At 59.4% G+C, this 16071-nt stretch carries 12 protein-coding genes; 11 read left to right on the top strand and 1 reads right to left on the bottom strand.

What is annotated here, in order from left to right:
• Nucleotides 1–143 precede the first annotated feature (143 nt).
• From UM93_RS17985 to UM93_RS16875, 4 genes are read left to right on the top strand one after another with little or no spacing between them, the layout of a single operon-like run.
• On the top strand, nucleotides 144–842 hold the full coding sequence (locus UM93_RS17985; protein WP_234399336.1) for an SNF2-related protein: 699 nt from the start codon (nucleotides 144–146) through the stop codon (nucleotides 840–842).
• Nucleotides 839–2245 (top strand): helicase-related protein, encoded by a 1407-nt coding sequence (locus tag UM93_RS17990; RefSeq protein WP_234399337.1) that lies wholly within the window; start codon nucleotides 839–841, stop codon nucleotides 2243–2245. The genes UM93_RS17985 and UM93_RS17990 overlap by 4 nt, the downstream gene beginning before the upstream one ends.
• Nucleotides 2242–3306 carry a hypothetical protein gene (locus UM93_RS17995; protein ID WP_234399338.1) on the top strand — a complete coding sequence of 355 codons (1065 nt, stop codon included), beginning with the start codon at nucleotides 2242–2244 and terminating at the stop codon, nucleotides 3304–3306. Before UM93_RS17990 ends, UM93_RS17995 begins: the two co-directional genes overlap by 4 nt.
• A complete protein-coding gene (locus UM93_RS16875; protein WP_045076613.1) occupies nucleotides 3306–7355 on the top strand; it encodes a DNA methyltransferase in 4050 nt (1349 codons plus the stop codon). Before UM93_RS17995 ends, UM93_RS16875 begins: the two co-directional genes overlap by 1 nt.
• A gap of 17 nt (nucleotides 7356–7372) precedes the next feature.
• Here UM93_RS16875 and UM93_RS16880 read toward each other — a convergent pair whose 3' ends face one another.
• A complete protein-coding gene (locus UM93_RS16880; RefSeq protein WP_157874188.1) occupies nucleotides 7373–8626 on the bottom strand; it encodes a type IIL restriction-modification enzyme MmeI in 1254 nt (417 codons plus the stop codon).
• A 67-nt stretch (nucleotides 8627–8693) separates the two neighbouring features.
• Between UM93_RS16880 and UM93_RS16885 the strand changes: the two genes are divergently transcribed.
• Genes UM93_RS16885 through UM93_RS18095 form a run of 7 tightly spaced genes read left to right on the top strand, consistent with a single transcriptional unit; the run spans nucleotide 8694 to nucleotide 15829 of the window.
• Entirely contained in the window at nucleotides 8694–9971 is a 1278-nt protein-coding gene (locus UM93_RS16885; protein WP_045072897.1) for a recombinase family protein, read from the top strand.
• A gap of 46 nt (nucleotides 9972–10017) precedes the next feature.
• Complete coding sequence (gene drmA / locus UM93_RS16890) at nucleotides 10018–12927, top strand: DISARM system helicase DrmA (RefSeq protein WP_234399339.1); 2910 nt, start codon at nucleotides 10018–10020, stop codon at nucleotides 12925–12927.
• Between the two features lie 50 nt (nucleotides 12928–12977).
• The gene (locus UM93_RS18000; RefSeq protein ID WP_234399434.1) at nucleotides 12978–13328 is read left to right on the top strand and encodes a hypothetical protein; all 351 of its coding nucleotides are present in this window, start codon (nucleotides 12978–12980) and stop codon (nucleotides 13326–13328) included.
• Between the two features lie 38 nt (nucleotides 13329–13366).
• Complete coding sequence (locus UM93_RS18005; protein ID WP_234399340.1) at nucleotides 13367–13729, top strand: hypothetical protein; 363 nt, start codon at nucleotides 13367–13369, stop codon at nucleotides 13727–13729.
• Entirely contained in the window at nucleotides 13726–14916 is a 1191-nt protein-coding gene (gene drmB / locus UM93_RS18010) for a DrmB family protein (RefSeq protein WP_082057216.1), read from the top strand. Before UM93_RS18005 ends, drmB begins: the two co-directional genes overlap by 4 nt.
• Nucleotides 14916–15329, top strand: coding sequence for a hypothetical protein (locus UM93_RS18015; RefSeq protein ID WP_234399341.1), 414 nt, complete (start codon nucleotides 14916–14918; stop codon nucleotides 15327–15329). The genes drmB and UM93_RS18015 overlap by 1 nt, the downstream gene beginning before the upstream one ends.
• A gap of 14 nt (nucleotides 15330–15343) precedes the next feature.
• Nucleotides 15344–15829, top strand: a complete 486-nt coding sequence (locus UM93_RS18095; protein ID WP_324606753.1) for a hypothetical protein — start codon at nucleotides 15344–15346, stop codon at nucleotides 15827–15829.
• The last annotated feature ends 242 nt before the right edge of the window (nucleotides 15830–16071 follow it).

Consider the following 16071-nt stretch of genomic DNA (forward strand, 5'->3'; position numbering starts at 1 on the left):
GACGAGCTCCAGCGATCTAGATCGATCCACGTTGTTGAGGAACATTTGTATGTCGGTGCGAGTCAAAGAATCACGTGACGCTTCATCCTGCGACATGAAGCAAATTTGCCCAGAATGTGGCATTCTGCGCAAGAATGTAGCATATGGCCGGAATAACACTGAACGGTAGAGAAGTTGCGCCGATAATGCCCGAGGCTGGGCAGGTCGTCGAGGTCCGCGGTTCAACTTGGGCAGTGTCCAACGTCCAGGTCCAGGGTCTCCCGCGCAGTCCCGCTGACGAATCGGTCGCACAGCTCAGCCATGTTGTCGACCTTCAGTCGCTCGATGAGGGTAGCCTCGGTGCTCAACTCAGCGTGGTGTGGGAACTTGAAGTCGGACAGACTGTCACCCCAGCGCAGGGGCTCCCCGATTTGATTCACGCGGATAGCTTCGACGAGCCGGAGACATTGGCCGGGTTCATCGACGCAATGCGGTGGGGCGCGGTAACGAGTGCCGATCCTAATCGTTATCAAGCCCCGTTCTGGTCGGGTGTGAACGTCGAGGCGTACCAGCTGGAGCCGCTCCGCCGGGCTCTCGGTGCGCCACGTGCCAATCTGTTACTTGCTGATGATGTCGGCCTAGGTAAGACGATCGAGGCCGGGCTGGTCATTCAGGAGTTGTTACTTCGTCATCGCGCCAGGACCGCCGTAGTCGTCTGCCCACCGAGCCTGTCGCTGAAGTGGCGGGACGAGATGCGGGAGAAGTTCGGCCTGGAGTTCACCATAGTGAACTCCGAGCTGATGGCTGAGGTCCGCCGCACGCACGGACTCCAGGCAAATCCCTTCCAGATCTTCCCCGCGTGATCGTCAGTATGGCGTGGTTACCGCAGATGCGTGCCCAGCGTCTGCTGCGTGACGTATATTCACAGGCGAGTAACCCAAAAACGGGTAGCCGGTATGCTTTTGACATCCTGGTAGTCGACGAAGCACATCACGTTGCACCGTCTAGCCCGTCGACCCTGGCGGGCGGTCGTGGCTATGCTGTTGATACGCAGCGAACCATCGCGGTGCGTCAGCTTGCTGAGAAGTGTGAGCATCGGCTCTTCCTGAGCGCGACTCCGCACAACGGGCACCCCGAATCGTTCACCGCGTTGCTGGAGATGATCGACCCGCGGCGCTTCGCTCGAGGCGCGCAGCTCGACTCCACTGCGTTGAAGGACGTGACCGTCCGTCGCCTGAAGACAGACTTGACGAACAAGGGCTTCAAGCGACGCAAGGTGAACACGATCTTGTTCGATCCGTCGAGCGACGAACAGCAGATGTTTGGCCTGCTTGACGCAATCGTCACCAAAAGCGCGAAGCTCAACGGTACGAAGCCCTCAGGTGACATCGTCACGCTGTTGCTGAAGAAGCGCTTCCTGTCCAGCCCGTACGCGTTCGGTGTGACGTTGCGCAACTACTTGTCGTCCAAGGCGGGACGCGGCCTATCAGATGACGAATACGACGACATCTTCGGCGAGGGCCAAGCAGACGAAGAAGAGGGCCTTTGGGAGCAAGTGGAGTCAGAGCGGCTGCGTGAGTCGAAGAGCTCCGACCCCCTCGTCGGTGCCGACCCTGGTCAGCTGGAAAAGCTGGCGAGCTGGGGCCTCGAATACGAGGGCCGCGCCGACTCTCGGGTTGAAAAGCTCATTGGCTTTCTTGATGCGATATGTCGCCCCGACCGTAAGAACTGGTTGAATGAGCGTGTCGTAGTCTTCACCGAGTACGCGGACACCGTCGAATGGCTCGCTCGTGTGCTGAGGCAGAAGGGCTATACCGATGATCGTCTTGCGGTAATCCAGGGCTCTACCACGCCAGAGGATCGCGAATTCATCCGATCGCAATTTACTGCTGACCCATCGAAGGAGCCGGTGCGAGTTCTGCTCGCCACCGATGCGGCGGGCGAGGGCATTGACCTTCAGACCTACTGTCACCGCTTAGTGAACTTCGACATTCCGTTCAACCCGTCGCGTCTGGAGCAACGCATTGGTCGGATCGACCGGTACGGGCAGACCGAGGAGCCTCAGGTCTATCATTTCGTACCCGATCGTGACTCCTCTACCTATGGCTCAGATTTGCGGTTCATGGAGATCATCGCCCGCAAGATTTCCCAGGTGGAATATGACCTCGGATCGGCCAATCAAGTGGTGGGGAGGAAATCCAAAGGCACTTCGGCAAGAGCGCCAGTGCCACGCGTAAGTCGGCGGGAGTCGACACCAATGCGGTGATCAACCAGGCGCTCGCAGGTGGCATTGAACTCAACGCCCGACTTACGCAGTTGGAGCAGGGGTACGACGCCTCCCGGGCTGAATTGCATCTCGAAGCGGCAAACTTGCGTCGTGTCGTCGATACTGCGCTACGTATTAACCACCAGTCTCCGCTTGCGCCAAACTACGATTTTGCGCAGGATACCGAAGCCGAAGTGTTTGAGGTTCCGACTTTGACCGCAGGTTGGCGGGACACGCTGCGTGGCCTCGACACCCGCCTGAACCCGGGTGAGTTACGTCCAATCACGTTCGATCCGGATGCGGCAGATGGGCGTGCTGATCTCGTCTATGTGCACCTCGGGCACCCGATCGTGCAAAAGGCGCAGCGGCTGCTGCGCCGATCGTTGTGGAGCGTGGACTCGACGCTACGACGGGTGAGCGCCGTCGTAGTGGAAGATCTCGAAGAGTCGTTTGTTGCTGCTGTCACCCGGATGGTCCTCGTCGGTCGTGGCGGTGTCCGCCTGCACGAGGAAGTGTTTCTTGTCGGAGTGCGCCTGCGTGGCCGCCGAGCGATGGCGGAGGAACGCGCCGAGGAAGCGCTCGACATTGCCCTCGATGGTGAGAAACTCGTTCTCGCTGATGTGCGGGTGCGCGATCAGCTCGCCAATATCTGGAACGTCCCCGATGCCCCGCTTCGCCAGAGCCTCGAAACTGCGATGCGCGATCGGGCAGGGCGCAAGCAGACTCAAGTGACAGACCAGCTCCATCGTCGCGAGGCCGCCGATGTTCAGCGAGCACAAGAGATCTTCGCTGCGTTCCGCACGAACCTCCGTGATTCCCTAACCAGCCTCCGTGCTCAGGAAGCCGAAGCTCAGGGACAGCTCTTCACTGACCCAGATCAGGAACGCCAGCAGCGGCGTGACCGCGAGGCCATGCAACGCCGACTCGATGAACTCGACGATGAAGAAGCACGCGAGATCTCCGCCATCAAAGATAGGTACGCCGACGTGAAACCCCACACAACCGCCGCTGCCGTGGTCTTTGCACTCACCCGTTCCGACGCAGATGGGTGGCGCGACTGATGGCGCGCCGACCTGCCCGCAATCGCCCAGCACGGAGCGCCGCCGAGTTGCACCGTGCCTGGCTCGAACTCGTCGATACTGAGGGGCCGTTTCTGGCCATCCCGCCGCTCAAACGCGTCTGGCCGGAGGGCATGCCTCGGCTTGCTGACGCTCGTAAGGCCATCCTCGCCGATGCGCGCAAAGACTTTGAGCCTGCCTGGGAGCACTATGACCGAGGTTCTGACTCTGAATCCGTCCTTGACAGCTACCGAACGGCACGTGATAAGTGGGTAGAGACCGTTCTGCGGGACGTCGCAGGCTGGGCCGAATCACTTAGCTGGGGAGAGGTCTCTGGAGTCGCAGCCCAGTCGCCGAATCGAGCGGTCACAGTCCAAGCACAGGCCACCGTCAGCCGAGACGATGAGATCGGCGCGATCGTGCATGTCATCGACCCGGTCGACTCACTGCGCGAGGTGCCGGGTGACCTGTGGGCCGCTACTCCTGTCGACCGCGTCGAGGCGATGCTGCGCGAGAGTAAGGTACCGATCGGCATCGTCACGGACGGTCGTTGGTGGGGGGTAGTACACGCACGTGACGGAGTGATGGCCGCCTCCGGCATCGTCGATGCCCTCACTTGGACTGAAGAACATCGCACTCGTGATGCCTTTCTCGCCCTGATTGGGAGGCAATACCTGATCGGAGGCGACCCAGCCGAGCGCCTTCCGGTGTTATTCGAGGACTCGGTCGCCGCCGCCGAAGAGATTACTGAGGCGCTGGGTGCCCAGGTGCGCCGCGCGGTCGAGCTGCTCATCCAATCATTCTCCGAGTCCGCTGCCGAGGCGAAGCGCCGAAGCCTAGCCGTCCCGCTCCCGACTCGTTCGCATGACAGTTACGAGGCCGCAGTCACCGTGATGATGCGCGCCGTGTTCCTGCTATTTGCCGAAGAGCGTGGACTGATGCCGCAGGGCGGACTGTTCGACCAGGGATACGGGATCGCCGGCGAACTCGATCAGCTGACCGCCCGCGAGTCTGCGGAGAGCGAAGAAGCCCTCGACGCTACCTCGCTTAGCTGGCACCGCCTGCTGGCAACCAGCAATGCGTTGTACCGGGGTGCGACATTCGAGAATCTTCGGATTCCCGCCTATGGTGGCTCTCTCTTCGATCCGGCACGGTTTCCATTCCTCACGGCCACGAACGAACTAGGCGTCCTTGGTTTGACCGTCTCTGATCGGGTCATGTTGCATGTGCTCCGCGCCGTGCAAGTCGCTGAGATCAAAGGCGAGGCGCGCCGCATCTCGTTCCGTGACATCGACGTCGAACAAATCGGCTACATGTACGAGGGGCTTCTCGGTTACACCGCGACGGTCGCGCCCGAGATGGTCCTCGGCATTACCGGTACCCGCGGTGATGAGCCTGAGATTCCGCTCGCTAAGCTGGAGGAACTCGCTGCGACTCACAGTGACAGCAAGCAGTTGGCCAGGGCGATCCGTGCTTGGATCGAGACCGATCAGCCTTCAGCGAAGCCGTCCTCTGAGGCCGCTATAGCTAAGGCTGTCGGTGTAAACGTCGCGCCCAGCGTGGTGAGCGCCCTCGTCCAGGCCGTTGGCGGCGACCTCGAACTTGCTGAGCGTGTAAAGCCCTGGCTTGGTCTGGTGCGACTCGACCTGCGTAACCGACCCTTCGTCGTGCTCGAAGGTGCGTTGCTAGTCAAGGAAACTCCTTCCCGCAAGAACTCGGGGGCGCACTACACGCCGAAGTCGCTTGCCGAAGACGTGGTGAAGCACGCTCTCGAACCCCTCGTCTACGCACCCGGACCACATCAGACCGCGAACCGTGATGAGTGGAAACTCAAGTCGCCGGCCGACATCCTCAACCTCAAGGTCGCCGACATAGCTTGCGGTTCGGGTGCATTCCTGGTTGCTGCTGCGCGCTTCCTCGCAGACCGACTCGTCGAGGCATGGGTCACCGACAACCCGGCGTGGGGCGGCCGTAAGGACTTGCACACGCTCGCCATGCGTGAGGTCGTCGCTACCTGCCTGTACGGCGCAGATATCAATGAGATGGCGATCGAGATGTGCAAGCTCTCACTCTGGCTCGTTTCCCTCGACCGTGACCTGCCGTTTTCCTTTGTCGATGACAAGGTCTTTGTCGGCAATTCGCTCCTCGGGCTCACCGACATCAAGCAGCTACGCGCCATGCACATCGACCCGACCAAGGAAAGTCGGCAGCAGGGCATGCTCGATGTCTTCGAGGTCGACGTTGATTCGATCATCAAACGTGCTGTCGAGCTGCGGGAGAGCCTCGCCTCCCCGGTCGAGTCGGACGATAGCCCAGCGCGCTCGGCTGCGGCCAAGCGGCGACAGCTCGCGCAGCTTCACAATGTCACCGCGGATCTTCGCAAGCTTGCCGACGGAATTATCGCCACCGGGCTTTCGCTTGGCGGCAAACCCGGCCGTGCCCTCGATGCCGCCTATGAAGACCTGCGGGAGGCGGCTCGCAAGGCGTTTCCGGGTGCGCATGACGATGTAGCCGACTCGGCTTGGCTTGACTCGAAGATCAGCCTGGGGCTCACACCGACGGTCGACACAGACTACGTGCAGTGGCAGCCGCTTCATTGGATCATCGAGGCGGCCGACGTGATGGCGGATCACGGTGGTTTCGACGCGATCATCGGCAATCCGCCATTCCTTGGGGGGCAAAAGCTCACCGGTGCAATGGGAACCAATATGCGCGATTGGTTCGTGAATGTGCTTGCGGATGGTCGACGCGGCAGCGCGGACCTTGTCGCCTACTTCTTCTTGCGTGCGACCTCACTTTTGCAGGCAAAGGGGACGCTTGGGTTGATTGCGACGAATACGGTCGCTCAGGGTGATTCTCGTGAGGTTGGTTTGGATTCGATGGTGTCTGACGGGTTCACGATTACGAGGGCTGTTCAGTCGCGTTCGTGGCCGGCGTCAAGTGCGAATTTAGAGTATGCCGCAGTCTGGGGCACTCGCGAGGTTGTCGAGGAAGATGTTCCGCGTATTGCCGACGATATTGCGGTCAGACGGATCAGCACACTGCTCGAAGCACAAGGACGTACAGCGGGAAACCCGTTTCGGCTGGCAGAGAATGCGGGCATCGCTTTCCAAGGCTGCATCGTTTTGGGGATGGGTTTCGTACTGGAGCCGGAAGAGGCGCAAGAGTGGATTGCCGCTGATACCCGCAACGCTGAGGTACTGTTTCCATACCTCAACGGCGAGGATCTAAATCAGCGTCCCGACAGCTCGGCATCGAGGTGGGTCATCGACTTCAACGACCGAACCGAGGAACAGGCGCGCAAGTACCCACGGCCGTTCGAGCGAGTGTCCGAACTCGTGAGGCCCGAGCGGATGCACAACAGACGTAAGCCTCGACGCGATTACTGGTGGCAGTTCGCCGAACGAGCGGCCGGGATGAGAAAAGCGATCTCAGACTTGTCGGAGGTTTTGGTCCTCGCTCAAGTCAGCAATACTGCACAACCCATGTTCATTCCGAAAGGAATTGTGCCGAGCCACAAGATCGTAGTGTTCGCATCGGACAACCGTGGATTGATGGCGGTGTTGTCATCATCCCTTCATTATTTCTGGGCTCGCAAGTATTCGGGGGCGATGAAGAATGATCTGAGCTACTCCCCATCTGACGTGTTTCTCACGTTCCCACGGCCCAAAATGACCAAGCGATTGCTCCAAGCAGGCTCTGCGCTTGATAGGGAACGTCGCGAAATCATGGCTCGCCGAAGTCTCGGGCTTACCAAGCTCTACAACCTTGTCAATACGCCCGAAGCGGGCAGCGACGTAGATGTATCCCGAGTCCGCGATCTTCACGTTGAGATCGACGAAGCGCTAATCGAGGCATATGGATGGGATATCCACCCTCGCTATGGTTTCCACACCTACAGACGAGTTCTGCGGTGGAGTTTCGATGCCGCAAGTCGCGTTGATTTGCTCGACAAACTCCTCGAGGAGAATCGTACGAGAGCAGAGTCTTCGCCAGTGACTGGACACATAGAATCTATTTACGAGTTCGCCGAAGCCACATTGTTTGGATGAGCGATCGAGAAGATTGATCAGCCAAGTGGCATTGCTTCAGCATCGGCTGTCCCGCTGAGCGTGCTGGCGGGCGCCAGTTGATTTTGCATGCGTCGATGGTTCTCTTCAAGAAGTAAATCCAGCAGCTCAACTCGGTTGGAAGCACCGACTGTCCAGCGTTGCATTTTTCGCACGGTGTAAAAGCTGTGGTCGAGTTCTATGCCTCGCCAGCCAAATGCTTCGAGTACCGCCGCGTCGACTTCAACGTGGAGGTTTCTAAGGTGACCCACGTCCTCCGCACCCGTGACTGCAGGATCAGCAACGAGGTTGTAGACGTCGGTCAAGCCGATGCCACGACGCGCCATCAACTCTCGCTGTCCGTTTTCCAACGCACGACCGGCAGCCTCAAGACGCTCTGTCCGCTGGGGCAAAGGAAACGTTAGGAACGCATCGGACGGTGAGTAGTTCACCCGAGTTTCGAGCGTCGAACTGTAAGTGATTGCCCAGAGCCAGTGCAGCGACGACGAGAGGACGGCCTGATCCGCAAACGAATCCGTGGCGTAAACGCCTAACCGATGGCTGAAGACCTGGTTCGTTGACACCCTTAGCGGCATGACGCTCTTACTGACAAGAGCGATGACCAACACCTCCGACAAGTCTGCGATCGCTTTACGCATAGCTGGGCGTTTTTCGCCGTACTGCCACCACCGCTCAGGTAAAGGCTTTCGGAGAGCGTATTCACCGTTCGACTTCCGACGCTGCCTTTCAGGCTTCACCCGTTCGACCAAGCGGTGGTAAGGCAATTTGTAGGTAGCAGCCTGTTCCTCGGTTCGGTCGTTGAAGTCGATGACCCACCTCGATGCCGAGCTGTCGGGACGCTGATTTAGATCCTCGCCGTTGAGGTATGGAAACAGTACCTCAGCGTTGCGGGTATCAGAGGCAATCCACTCTTGCGCCTCTTCCGGCTCCAGTACGAAACCCATCCCCAGGACGTAACATCCAATGAAAGCCAAACCAGAGTTCTCGGCCAGTCGGGCAGGCATTCCATCGACTCGACCGGCTGGCTCGAGCAGTGTGCTGATCCGTCTGACCGCAATATCGTCGGCAATACGCGGAACATCTTCCTCGACAACCTCGCGAGTGCCCCAGACTGCGGCATACTCTAAATTCGCACTTGACGCCGGCCACGAACGCGACTGAACAGCCCTCGTAATCGTGAACCCGTCAGACACCATCGAATCCAAACCAACCTCACGAGAATCACCCTGAGCGACCGTATTCGTCGCAATCAACCCAAGCGTCCCCTTTGCCTGCAAAAGTGAGGTCGCACGCAAGCTAAAAAACCGCTGAACTATAACGATGAATCCTAAACAAGTACGTCAATGTGTCCTTTACGCCCGCCTCAGTGTTACCAAAGAAGAGTCAGTTTCCATCGCGCGGCAGCTTCAGTCTTGCCGCAGATACGCCGAGGCGAGGGGCTGGGAAGTTGTCGGTGAATTCATCGACGACGGTGTTTCTGCCACCGCAAACCGTCCCGAGGAACGTCGTGGTTGGAGGTCGCTAATTGAAGCGCGGGATTTCGATGCCGTCATCATTTGGAAAGTAGATCGCCTTGCCCGGCGGGTTCTTGACTTCCTCCACGCCGACGAGACGCTACAGCAACGAGGAGCTGGTCTTGTCGCTGTTGAGGATCCCATCGATATGACCAGCCCCCAAGGTCGTGCGTTCGCGGTGATGCTTGCGGTGTTCGGTGAGATGGAGGCTGAGGCGATCCGCGCTCGGGTCAGAGCAGCACGGGCTCAGATTCTCAAAGATGGTCGTTGGCCGGGAGGCGGAATCCCCTACGGATATAGGTCAATATCGAATGTAAGGGGCCCGGGTAGGGTTCTTGTGCAGGAGGAAGAACGGATCGAATGGCTCAAGGAGATCGTCGCTAGGGCCGCTCGCGGTCAGACAGTAAACGCAATCGCCAGATGGCTCACTGAGACAGGAGCACCGCTCCCAATACGTCGGATTGAACGGACCTCCGGCAGCACAAACTGGAACCGACAGACAGTGGACGGTCTATTGCGCAACCCCGTGATAGCCGGAATGACACCACGAAACCCTGGACGCGCAAAGAGCGCAAAACGTGCCGACCCCTTTGCAGTTCTTCGGGACGAGAACGGCGATCCGGTCATCAATGAGAGTCTTGCTATCGTCGGCGTCGAAGAGTTCACGGAGCTGCAACGACTCCTCGACGCTCGTGCTGTGCCGCAGGCTCGAAAGCTGGGCGAACGGCAGGCGACAAGCCCCTTCCTGTCTCGCGTGGCCCGGTGCCACGAGTGCTCGGTATACCTCTGCCGCGGAACAAATCAGAAACGCCCAATGCTCTACTGCCCGAAATGCCGCCAGACGATTGGGCGCACCGCGCTCGACGCCTATCTCATTGATCGACTTCTTGCGGAACGTACCGAAGAGAAAGTAGGCGAACTTACCGTCGCGGAAGCCTGGTTGCGTGCCGGTCATGACGATAAGGCGCGCCGGGCAGTGCTGCTCTCCCAGCTTGGCGCGCTCGTTATTCGTCGTGGCATTGTCGGACGCTACTTTGACGAGGAGCGAGTGCTGCTGACCTGGTCACCGTCAGAGCGCTTTTGACGTACCCTAACCGTCAATCAAGGTGTTGTGCGGCAGAATAGTGGCTATGTCAGAGAAGATGGACGCGGCAGCGCCAGCGGAGCCGGGATATCCACTCGATTTCCCACTGGATGGCACCTCTTTCAGTGTGCGCGAGAACCTAGCCGACATTCTGGAGCGTGAACTTCTCGGACCGATCTATGGGGAGAACGAGTTACTATCAATCAGCCCGAAGCAGCTGTATCTCGTCGGCTTGATTGCGCCGGTGAAACTTACTGACACAAAATCATCCACGCTCGATCAGGATGAGGCGGGCGACTTGGATGAGGTTCGCCTCGACGAGGATGGCGTCGCCGAGGGCCGCGGCGTTCCCGCGGTTGCCGCAGACGAGAGCGAAGCTGATGCCGAGGAAGACGATGGTGAGGATCGCGCGCCCAAGCAGGGGCTGATGATCCCAGCGTCGATGGGCCTGCGCTTCCAGGTGTCAGAGGATCTTCCGTCGTTCGAAGTCACGGCGTCGTGGGGCAGCTACGAGACGGTTGAAACAGGCGAAATGAAACCGAATGGCCGGCCGGAACGGAAATATCGGCGCACTCCGGTGGAGGAGACCCGAACCATAGCGATAGCGTCGCTGAAACCGGGGCACACCGAGACAATCGTGCTGCGCGATGCCATTTGTCTGCGGATTGACCGCTACGACGACCACGAATACGGGCGCGTCCTCGTGGAGATCGCACTTTGTAATGACCGCGAGACGCCACTGCCGATCCCGACCAGTATGTGGATGTTTCAGACGAAGCTGCTGATTGACTCGGGTGGCGACGAGGTGTTCCTCCCGGTGCGCGATGTCCTGGAGCAAGACTGGGCTGAGCATGATGACGAGGTTCGCCGGCTCGATCTGCAGTACAAAGATCGGCTGGAATTTGCCATCGGTCGTACCTGCTCTGCTGATTGGGTTGTGCGGAAAGGATCGCGTCGGGCAACCTCGGTATCCACGAGCTGGCTGCCATATGCGGAGACGCCTCAGACCCGGGCTGGCGTCGTGGAGGGCGCGACTTTATCGATGAAGGAGCTCGCATCAGCCTCCGCCGAGGAGCTGCGGGATGGTCTCACGCCACTGATCTCCGGTTATGGTGCGTGGCTCGAACGACAGCGAGGCAATGCAGCGGAGCTCCCCGCACACCTACGTGAGACCGCCGATGATGCGTTGTGGGAGGCACAGCGGGCGTATCAACGGCTGGTCGACGGTCTAGAGTTCGTGGCGACGGATGCGACCGCTCTGCAGTGCTTCCAGTTCATGAACCGCGTGATGCGCGATCAGCGTCTCGCTTCCCAAGTCGCCGAGGTGCGCAAGTCTGACTCATCGTTGTCGATTATCCAGGCGTGGAAGGACCTTGAGGCCGCCGAGCTGGACGGAGAACCGGTCGCATCTTGGCGGCCATTCCAGTTAGCTTTCATCCTTATGCAGCTCCGCGCGCTCACCAACCCGACAGATCCATTGCGAAGCGCGGACCTCAAGGCTGGCGTAGAGCTGCTTTTCTTCCCGACTGGCGGTGGCAAGACTGAGGCATACCTCGGCCTTGCCGCATACACCTTCGCGATTCGTCGGCGTCAGGCTGTCGTGCAATCCCAAGACGGCGCGTTGAACGGTGGCGATGGCGTCTCGGTGCTGATGCGCTATACGCTGCGGCTACTCACCGCGCAGCAGTTCCAGCGCGCCACCACACTCGTGTGCGCCGCTGAACTGGCGCGCCTTGAAGACGAGGCAACGTGGGGTGTGGAACCTTTCCGGATTGGTCTGTGGGTCGGTACCGATGTCAGCCCGAAGCGATTCGAAGAGGCGGATGAACAGCTCAAGAAAGTCAACGATGGAGCTTCGCACCGACTTACCGTGCTTCAGATTCAGCGTTGCCCATGGTGTGGTACCGAGATTAGTCCGGCGAACGTTAAGGGCGACGTCACGAGTCGCCGCGTGTTGGTGCACTGTGGTGACGAATTGGGTCGCTGCCCGTTCTCTAAAGGTGGCGGTGTACCCGAAGGGCTCCCGGTGCTCACTGTCGATGAAGAGATCTATCGGCTCGCCCCGGCATTCGTTATCGCGACCGTTGATAAGTTCGCTCGGCTCGCGCGCGAAGGCGAGGCCGCGTCGCTGTTCGGCTACGTTAGTAAGCGGTGCGGTCGGCACGGCTACATCCATCCCGACTACACGAACTGCGATGTCCAGGCGCATCCTGCGAACGGTGGGCACCCAGCGGCCACCGTGGTGCCGGTTGACCGACTGCGTCCACCGGATCTGATCATTCAAGATGAGCTGCACCTGATCACTGGCGCACTGGGTACCGCCGTCGGACTGTTTGAGGTCGCCCTCGAAACGCTGTGTTCATGGGAAACTCCAGCGGGTGAGGCGATCAAGCCGCTAATTGTCGCCTCCACTGCGACCGTGCGGAACGCCGTGGATCAGGTGCGGCAGCTGTACGGTCGCAAAGTCGAGGTCTTCCCGCCACAGGTGCTCGACGTGGCAGATACCTTCTTCTCCCGCGAGGTCGAGGTTTCTCAACAGAATCCTGGCCGTCGCTACCTCGGGGTGAGCGCGCCCGGTGTGCGTTTGTCTAGCGCCGAGATTCGCCTCACCGAGATCCTGCTGCTAGCGGGGCAACTGCTGTTCGACCGCACCGGTATCGAGGCCGACCCTTATATGACACTTGTCGGCTATTTCAATGCCACCCGTGAATTGGCAGGTATGCGCCGCTACGTAGATGACGACGTAACCAGCCGAGTACGCAGCCCCCGTCCGAAGTCCGGATTTCCGAGAAGGTTCGGCACCAACTTCGGTCTCAACGTTGCTGAACTGACTTCTCGTATTTCAGGTGCTGATATTGGCAGGACCCTCGACAAGCTCGGGATTGAGTTTGACCCTGACTTCGATGTCACCACGGCGATCAATGCCCGGGGGCTGCTGCCAAGGCTAAGGAGGTAGTGCCGAAGCGTGACGGAGACGAGCCGTTCGACGTGGTGCTCGCGACTTCGATGCTCCAGGTTGGTGTCGATGTGCAGCGACTTGGATTGATGCTTGTGGTGGGACAACCGAAGAACACCGCCGAGTACATCCAGGCATCCTCTCGCGTCGGCCGCGATAGGAACCGACCCGGGCTAGTCGTCTCTCTAGGCAATTGGGCCCGTCCGCGTGACCTTGCCCACTATGAACAGTTCCGGCACTACCATGAGACGTTTTACAAACAAGTCGAGGCTTTGTCTGTCACGCCGTTCTCGCCGACTTCATTGGAACGTGGCATCGACGGATTGCTCGTTAGCGCGGTTCGTGTTGTCCAAGCGGCGAGAACGGACAGTCTTTCGCCGAGAAGCAGGCAGGGAAGATAGAGGCAGAGTACTCGGCCGTCACCGCGTTGGTGGAGCGGTTGAATGCGCGCATTCTCGCCGCATCACCGGATGAGAGTCGAGCCAAGGAGGCCCGTGACAATTTCAAAAATCGAGTGGATAAGTGGTGTCGCCGCGTCAAACAAGCCGCTGGACTGCAGAAAATATTGGTCTATGAGCGTACCCGGGATGATAAGAGATATTTACCGTTGATCGTCAGCCCAGAAAATTACCAAGCACAAGCCGGTAGCCCGGTAGAGGCTCCGTTCAGGATCGCGAACTCAATGCGGGAGGTACAGCCGGAAATCAACATTCTGGTGTCGCCGATCGAGGAGAGGCTTTATGCGAGCCCGAGGGCGGACATCGAAGGCTGGGCACTACCCCTTGGGGAGGACGAAGAATGACCGACCAAGTCACCGGGGTGTTACCGAGCGCAACGGATTCTCTTGACCCACTTGGCGATGTCGAGAAAGGCAAATCGAAGAATCGTGCCAAGGTCGGATCGGCTCGGCCGTCTTCATTGTTGTATACCTACGGCCCTGGTTCGATTATGGACTTGCCGAGCTTTTCAGTGATGCCAGCTGGGCTCGATGATTGGGAGTCGATCTGGAAACGCCGTGAAGAAATCGATCGGATATTCGAACCACGACTGCTGAACGTCGTTCGTAAATATCGCGGTAATCAAGTCAGAGAGTTACGACCTTTCCCTTGGCAGCCGAAGAAAGGCCCGACATCGACGGAAGGATCCGACCTCGGGGTCCCTGCGCGAGTGTTTCCGCAGTGGCTGCGCTGTACCCACTGCCATTACCTTGGCCCATTGTCGCGCTTCGATTACAAGAACACCCATCCGTTTCGACCCGACCTCGCGCAGTTCACCCACAAGTGTGCGGCCAGCGGTAAAAGGGGCGGCTGGCCAGCAGTGCCGGCTCAGCACTTGCTCACCTGCACCAATGGGCACCTTGACGAATTCCCTTACACGCTGTGGGTGCACCGTGGGAAGAAATGCCCAAATACTGAGCGCGAACCGGACTTGAAGATGTTTGATGCCAACGTCGGCAAAAGCGTTGGGTCCAGCATCAAATGCCAAGCCTGTGATGCTCGCCGCGGCATGGCGGAGGCGATGGGAGCAGCCGGACGAGAAAAAGATCCCGCAAGTCTGTCGCGGGCGTCATCCGCATCTGGGCGAGTTCTTCCAGGGTGCGAAGCGAAACCTGCGCTGATCATGATGGGTGCCTCAAACCTTTGGTTTCCGGTAACCCAGAGCATTATCGTCATGCCGAGATCGGATGCGGAGCAGAAGGAAGTGCTTGCCGACCGACTACGTGTCGAACTCAATGTCGATGACCTAAGGACGTTTGGTGATCAGATCCCGGTTATCCGTGCGCTCGCCGGAGCACGCAACATCGACGTCACCGAGCTTGACGACGAGGATATTGCGACGATTGTTGCGAAGGCCCTCGTCCCTCCAACTGCCGAAGAAGCCTCGGAAGATAGCCATGCGGGCCGGGACCCGATCGAGTTGCTGGTCCTGAGTGGTTATATCTCCAGCAGCCCATTTCATTTCCCGAGCAGCAGGACAGCGCAGGATTGATGGTCACAGAGATGCCACGCGGAAGGGAATTGAATCCCCTGATTAACCGCGTCGTCGGCGTGAATAAGATGAAGAAGGCCAATGCTGTTCTCGGCTTCACTCGCCTCGACGAGATGGACCGCATTAGCGATCTCCCTCGCGCGTCGTACCTCTTACCCGCAGTAACAGGCCAACCTGGGTGCCGGCCACGGAAGACCGAGGCGAGGGCATTTTTCTGGCAACTCGACCTCGACGCCGTCGACGAATGGGAACGCAGAATCGACGATCAGCCCATATCGCTCTGGACAGCGCATAAAGAAGCGCATCGCCGCAACTTTGCGCGCCGCTTCTCCGAGACCGCCGCCGAGATAGAGCCGATGACCGGCTGCCTGATCCGCGGTATTGGCTGCTTCATACCTTTTCGCACATCCTGATTCGAGAGATGGCGATGCGCTCGGGCTATGGTGCCGCCAGTCTGACCGAACGTATTTACGCCTGGAAGGCTACTCCGGAACGCGAGGCAGCTGCTGGCCTGCTGATCTGCACGACTGCATCGGATAGCGATGGAACGCTCGGCGGTCTCGTTGCGCTCTCCGAGCCGGATAAGCTTCAAGGTATCGTCCGCGCCGCGTTACGCAGAGCCGCAAGATGTTCCTCAGACCCGATGTGCGCACAACGCACGCCGTCGGACCCGGAGGATTTCCTCCCGGTGCGGCGTGCCACACTTGCTGCTTCGTCTCAGAGACTTCGTGTGAGAAGGCTAATCGGTTCCTCGACCGCCGCTTTATCCTCGACCTTCCGGCCCAGAACCGTTTCACTGCGCCCGGGTTCTTCGGAAGCATCTATGGCCACTGACTCCGATCCGTTTGTTGAACTCGGCAGCTTCCTAAACGCGCGACCGAGGCGGCACGCCTTGCCCTGCAGTTCGAGATAGGCGCGCCACTCAGTGTCGCCATACGTGAGATAGCGAGTGCTCGTCGCGAGCAGGCAAAGTTGCTACTAATAGCAGCGGGTCTCACACCTCGGGATTGTGGGCGGGCCGTCAGTGTGCTGCGCGCGTTGCTGGAGCGAAGTCCGTGCTCCGAGACGTGACTCCCGTATGGACGATGCCCGGCCACGAGGCGAACACGGGTCGACTCACCGCAGAGTTTCATCGGATCGTCGGAGAAGCACGCC

This window comes from Psychromicrobium lacuslunae (assembly GCF_000950575.1).
Classification (GTDB): domain Bacteria; phylum Actinomycetota; class Actinomycetes; order Actinomycetales; family Micrococcaceae; genus Renibacterium; species Renibacterium lacuslunae.

Coding starts and splice junctions, on each gene's coding strand:
- UM93_RS17985 (WP_234399336.1), top strand. CDS start 144: ATGGCCGGAATAACACTGAACGGTAGAGAAGTTGCGCCGATAATGCCC.
- UM93_RS16875 (WP_045076613.1), top strand. CDS start 3,306: ATGGCGCGCCGACCTGCCCGCAATCGCCCAGCACGGAGCGCCGCCGAG.
- UM93_RS16885 (WP_045072897.1), top strand. CDS start 8,694: ATGAATCCTAAACAAGTACGTCAATGTGTCCTTTACGCCCGCCTCAGT.
- drmA (WP_234399339.1), top strand. CDS start 10,018: ATGTCAGAGAAGATGGACGCGGCAGCGCCAGCGGAGCCGGGATATCCA.
- UM93_RS18000 (WP_234399434.1), top strand. CDS start 12,978: ATGCTCCAGGTTGGTGTCGATGTGCAGCGACTTGGATTGATGCTTGTG.
- drmB (WP_082057216.1), top strand. CDS start 13,726: ATGACCGACCAAGTCACCGGGGTGTTACCGAGCGCAACGGATTCTCTT.
- UM93_RS18015 (WP_234399341.1), top strand. CDS start 14,916: ATGGTCACAGAGATGCCACGCGGAAGGGAATTGAATCCCCTGATTAAC.
- UM93_RS18095 (WP_324606753.1), top strand. CDS start 15,344: ATGCGCTCGGGCTATGGTGCCGCCAGTCTGACCGAACGTATTTACGCC.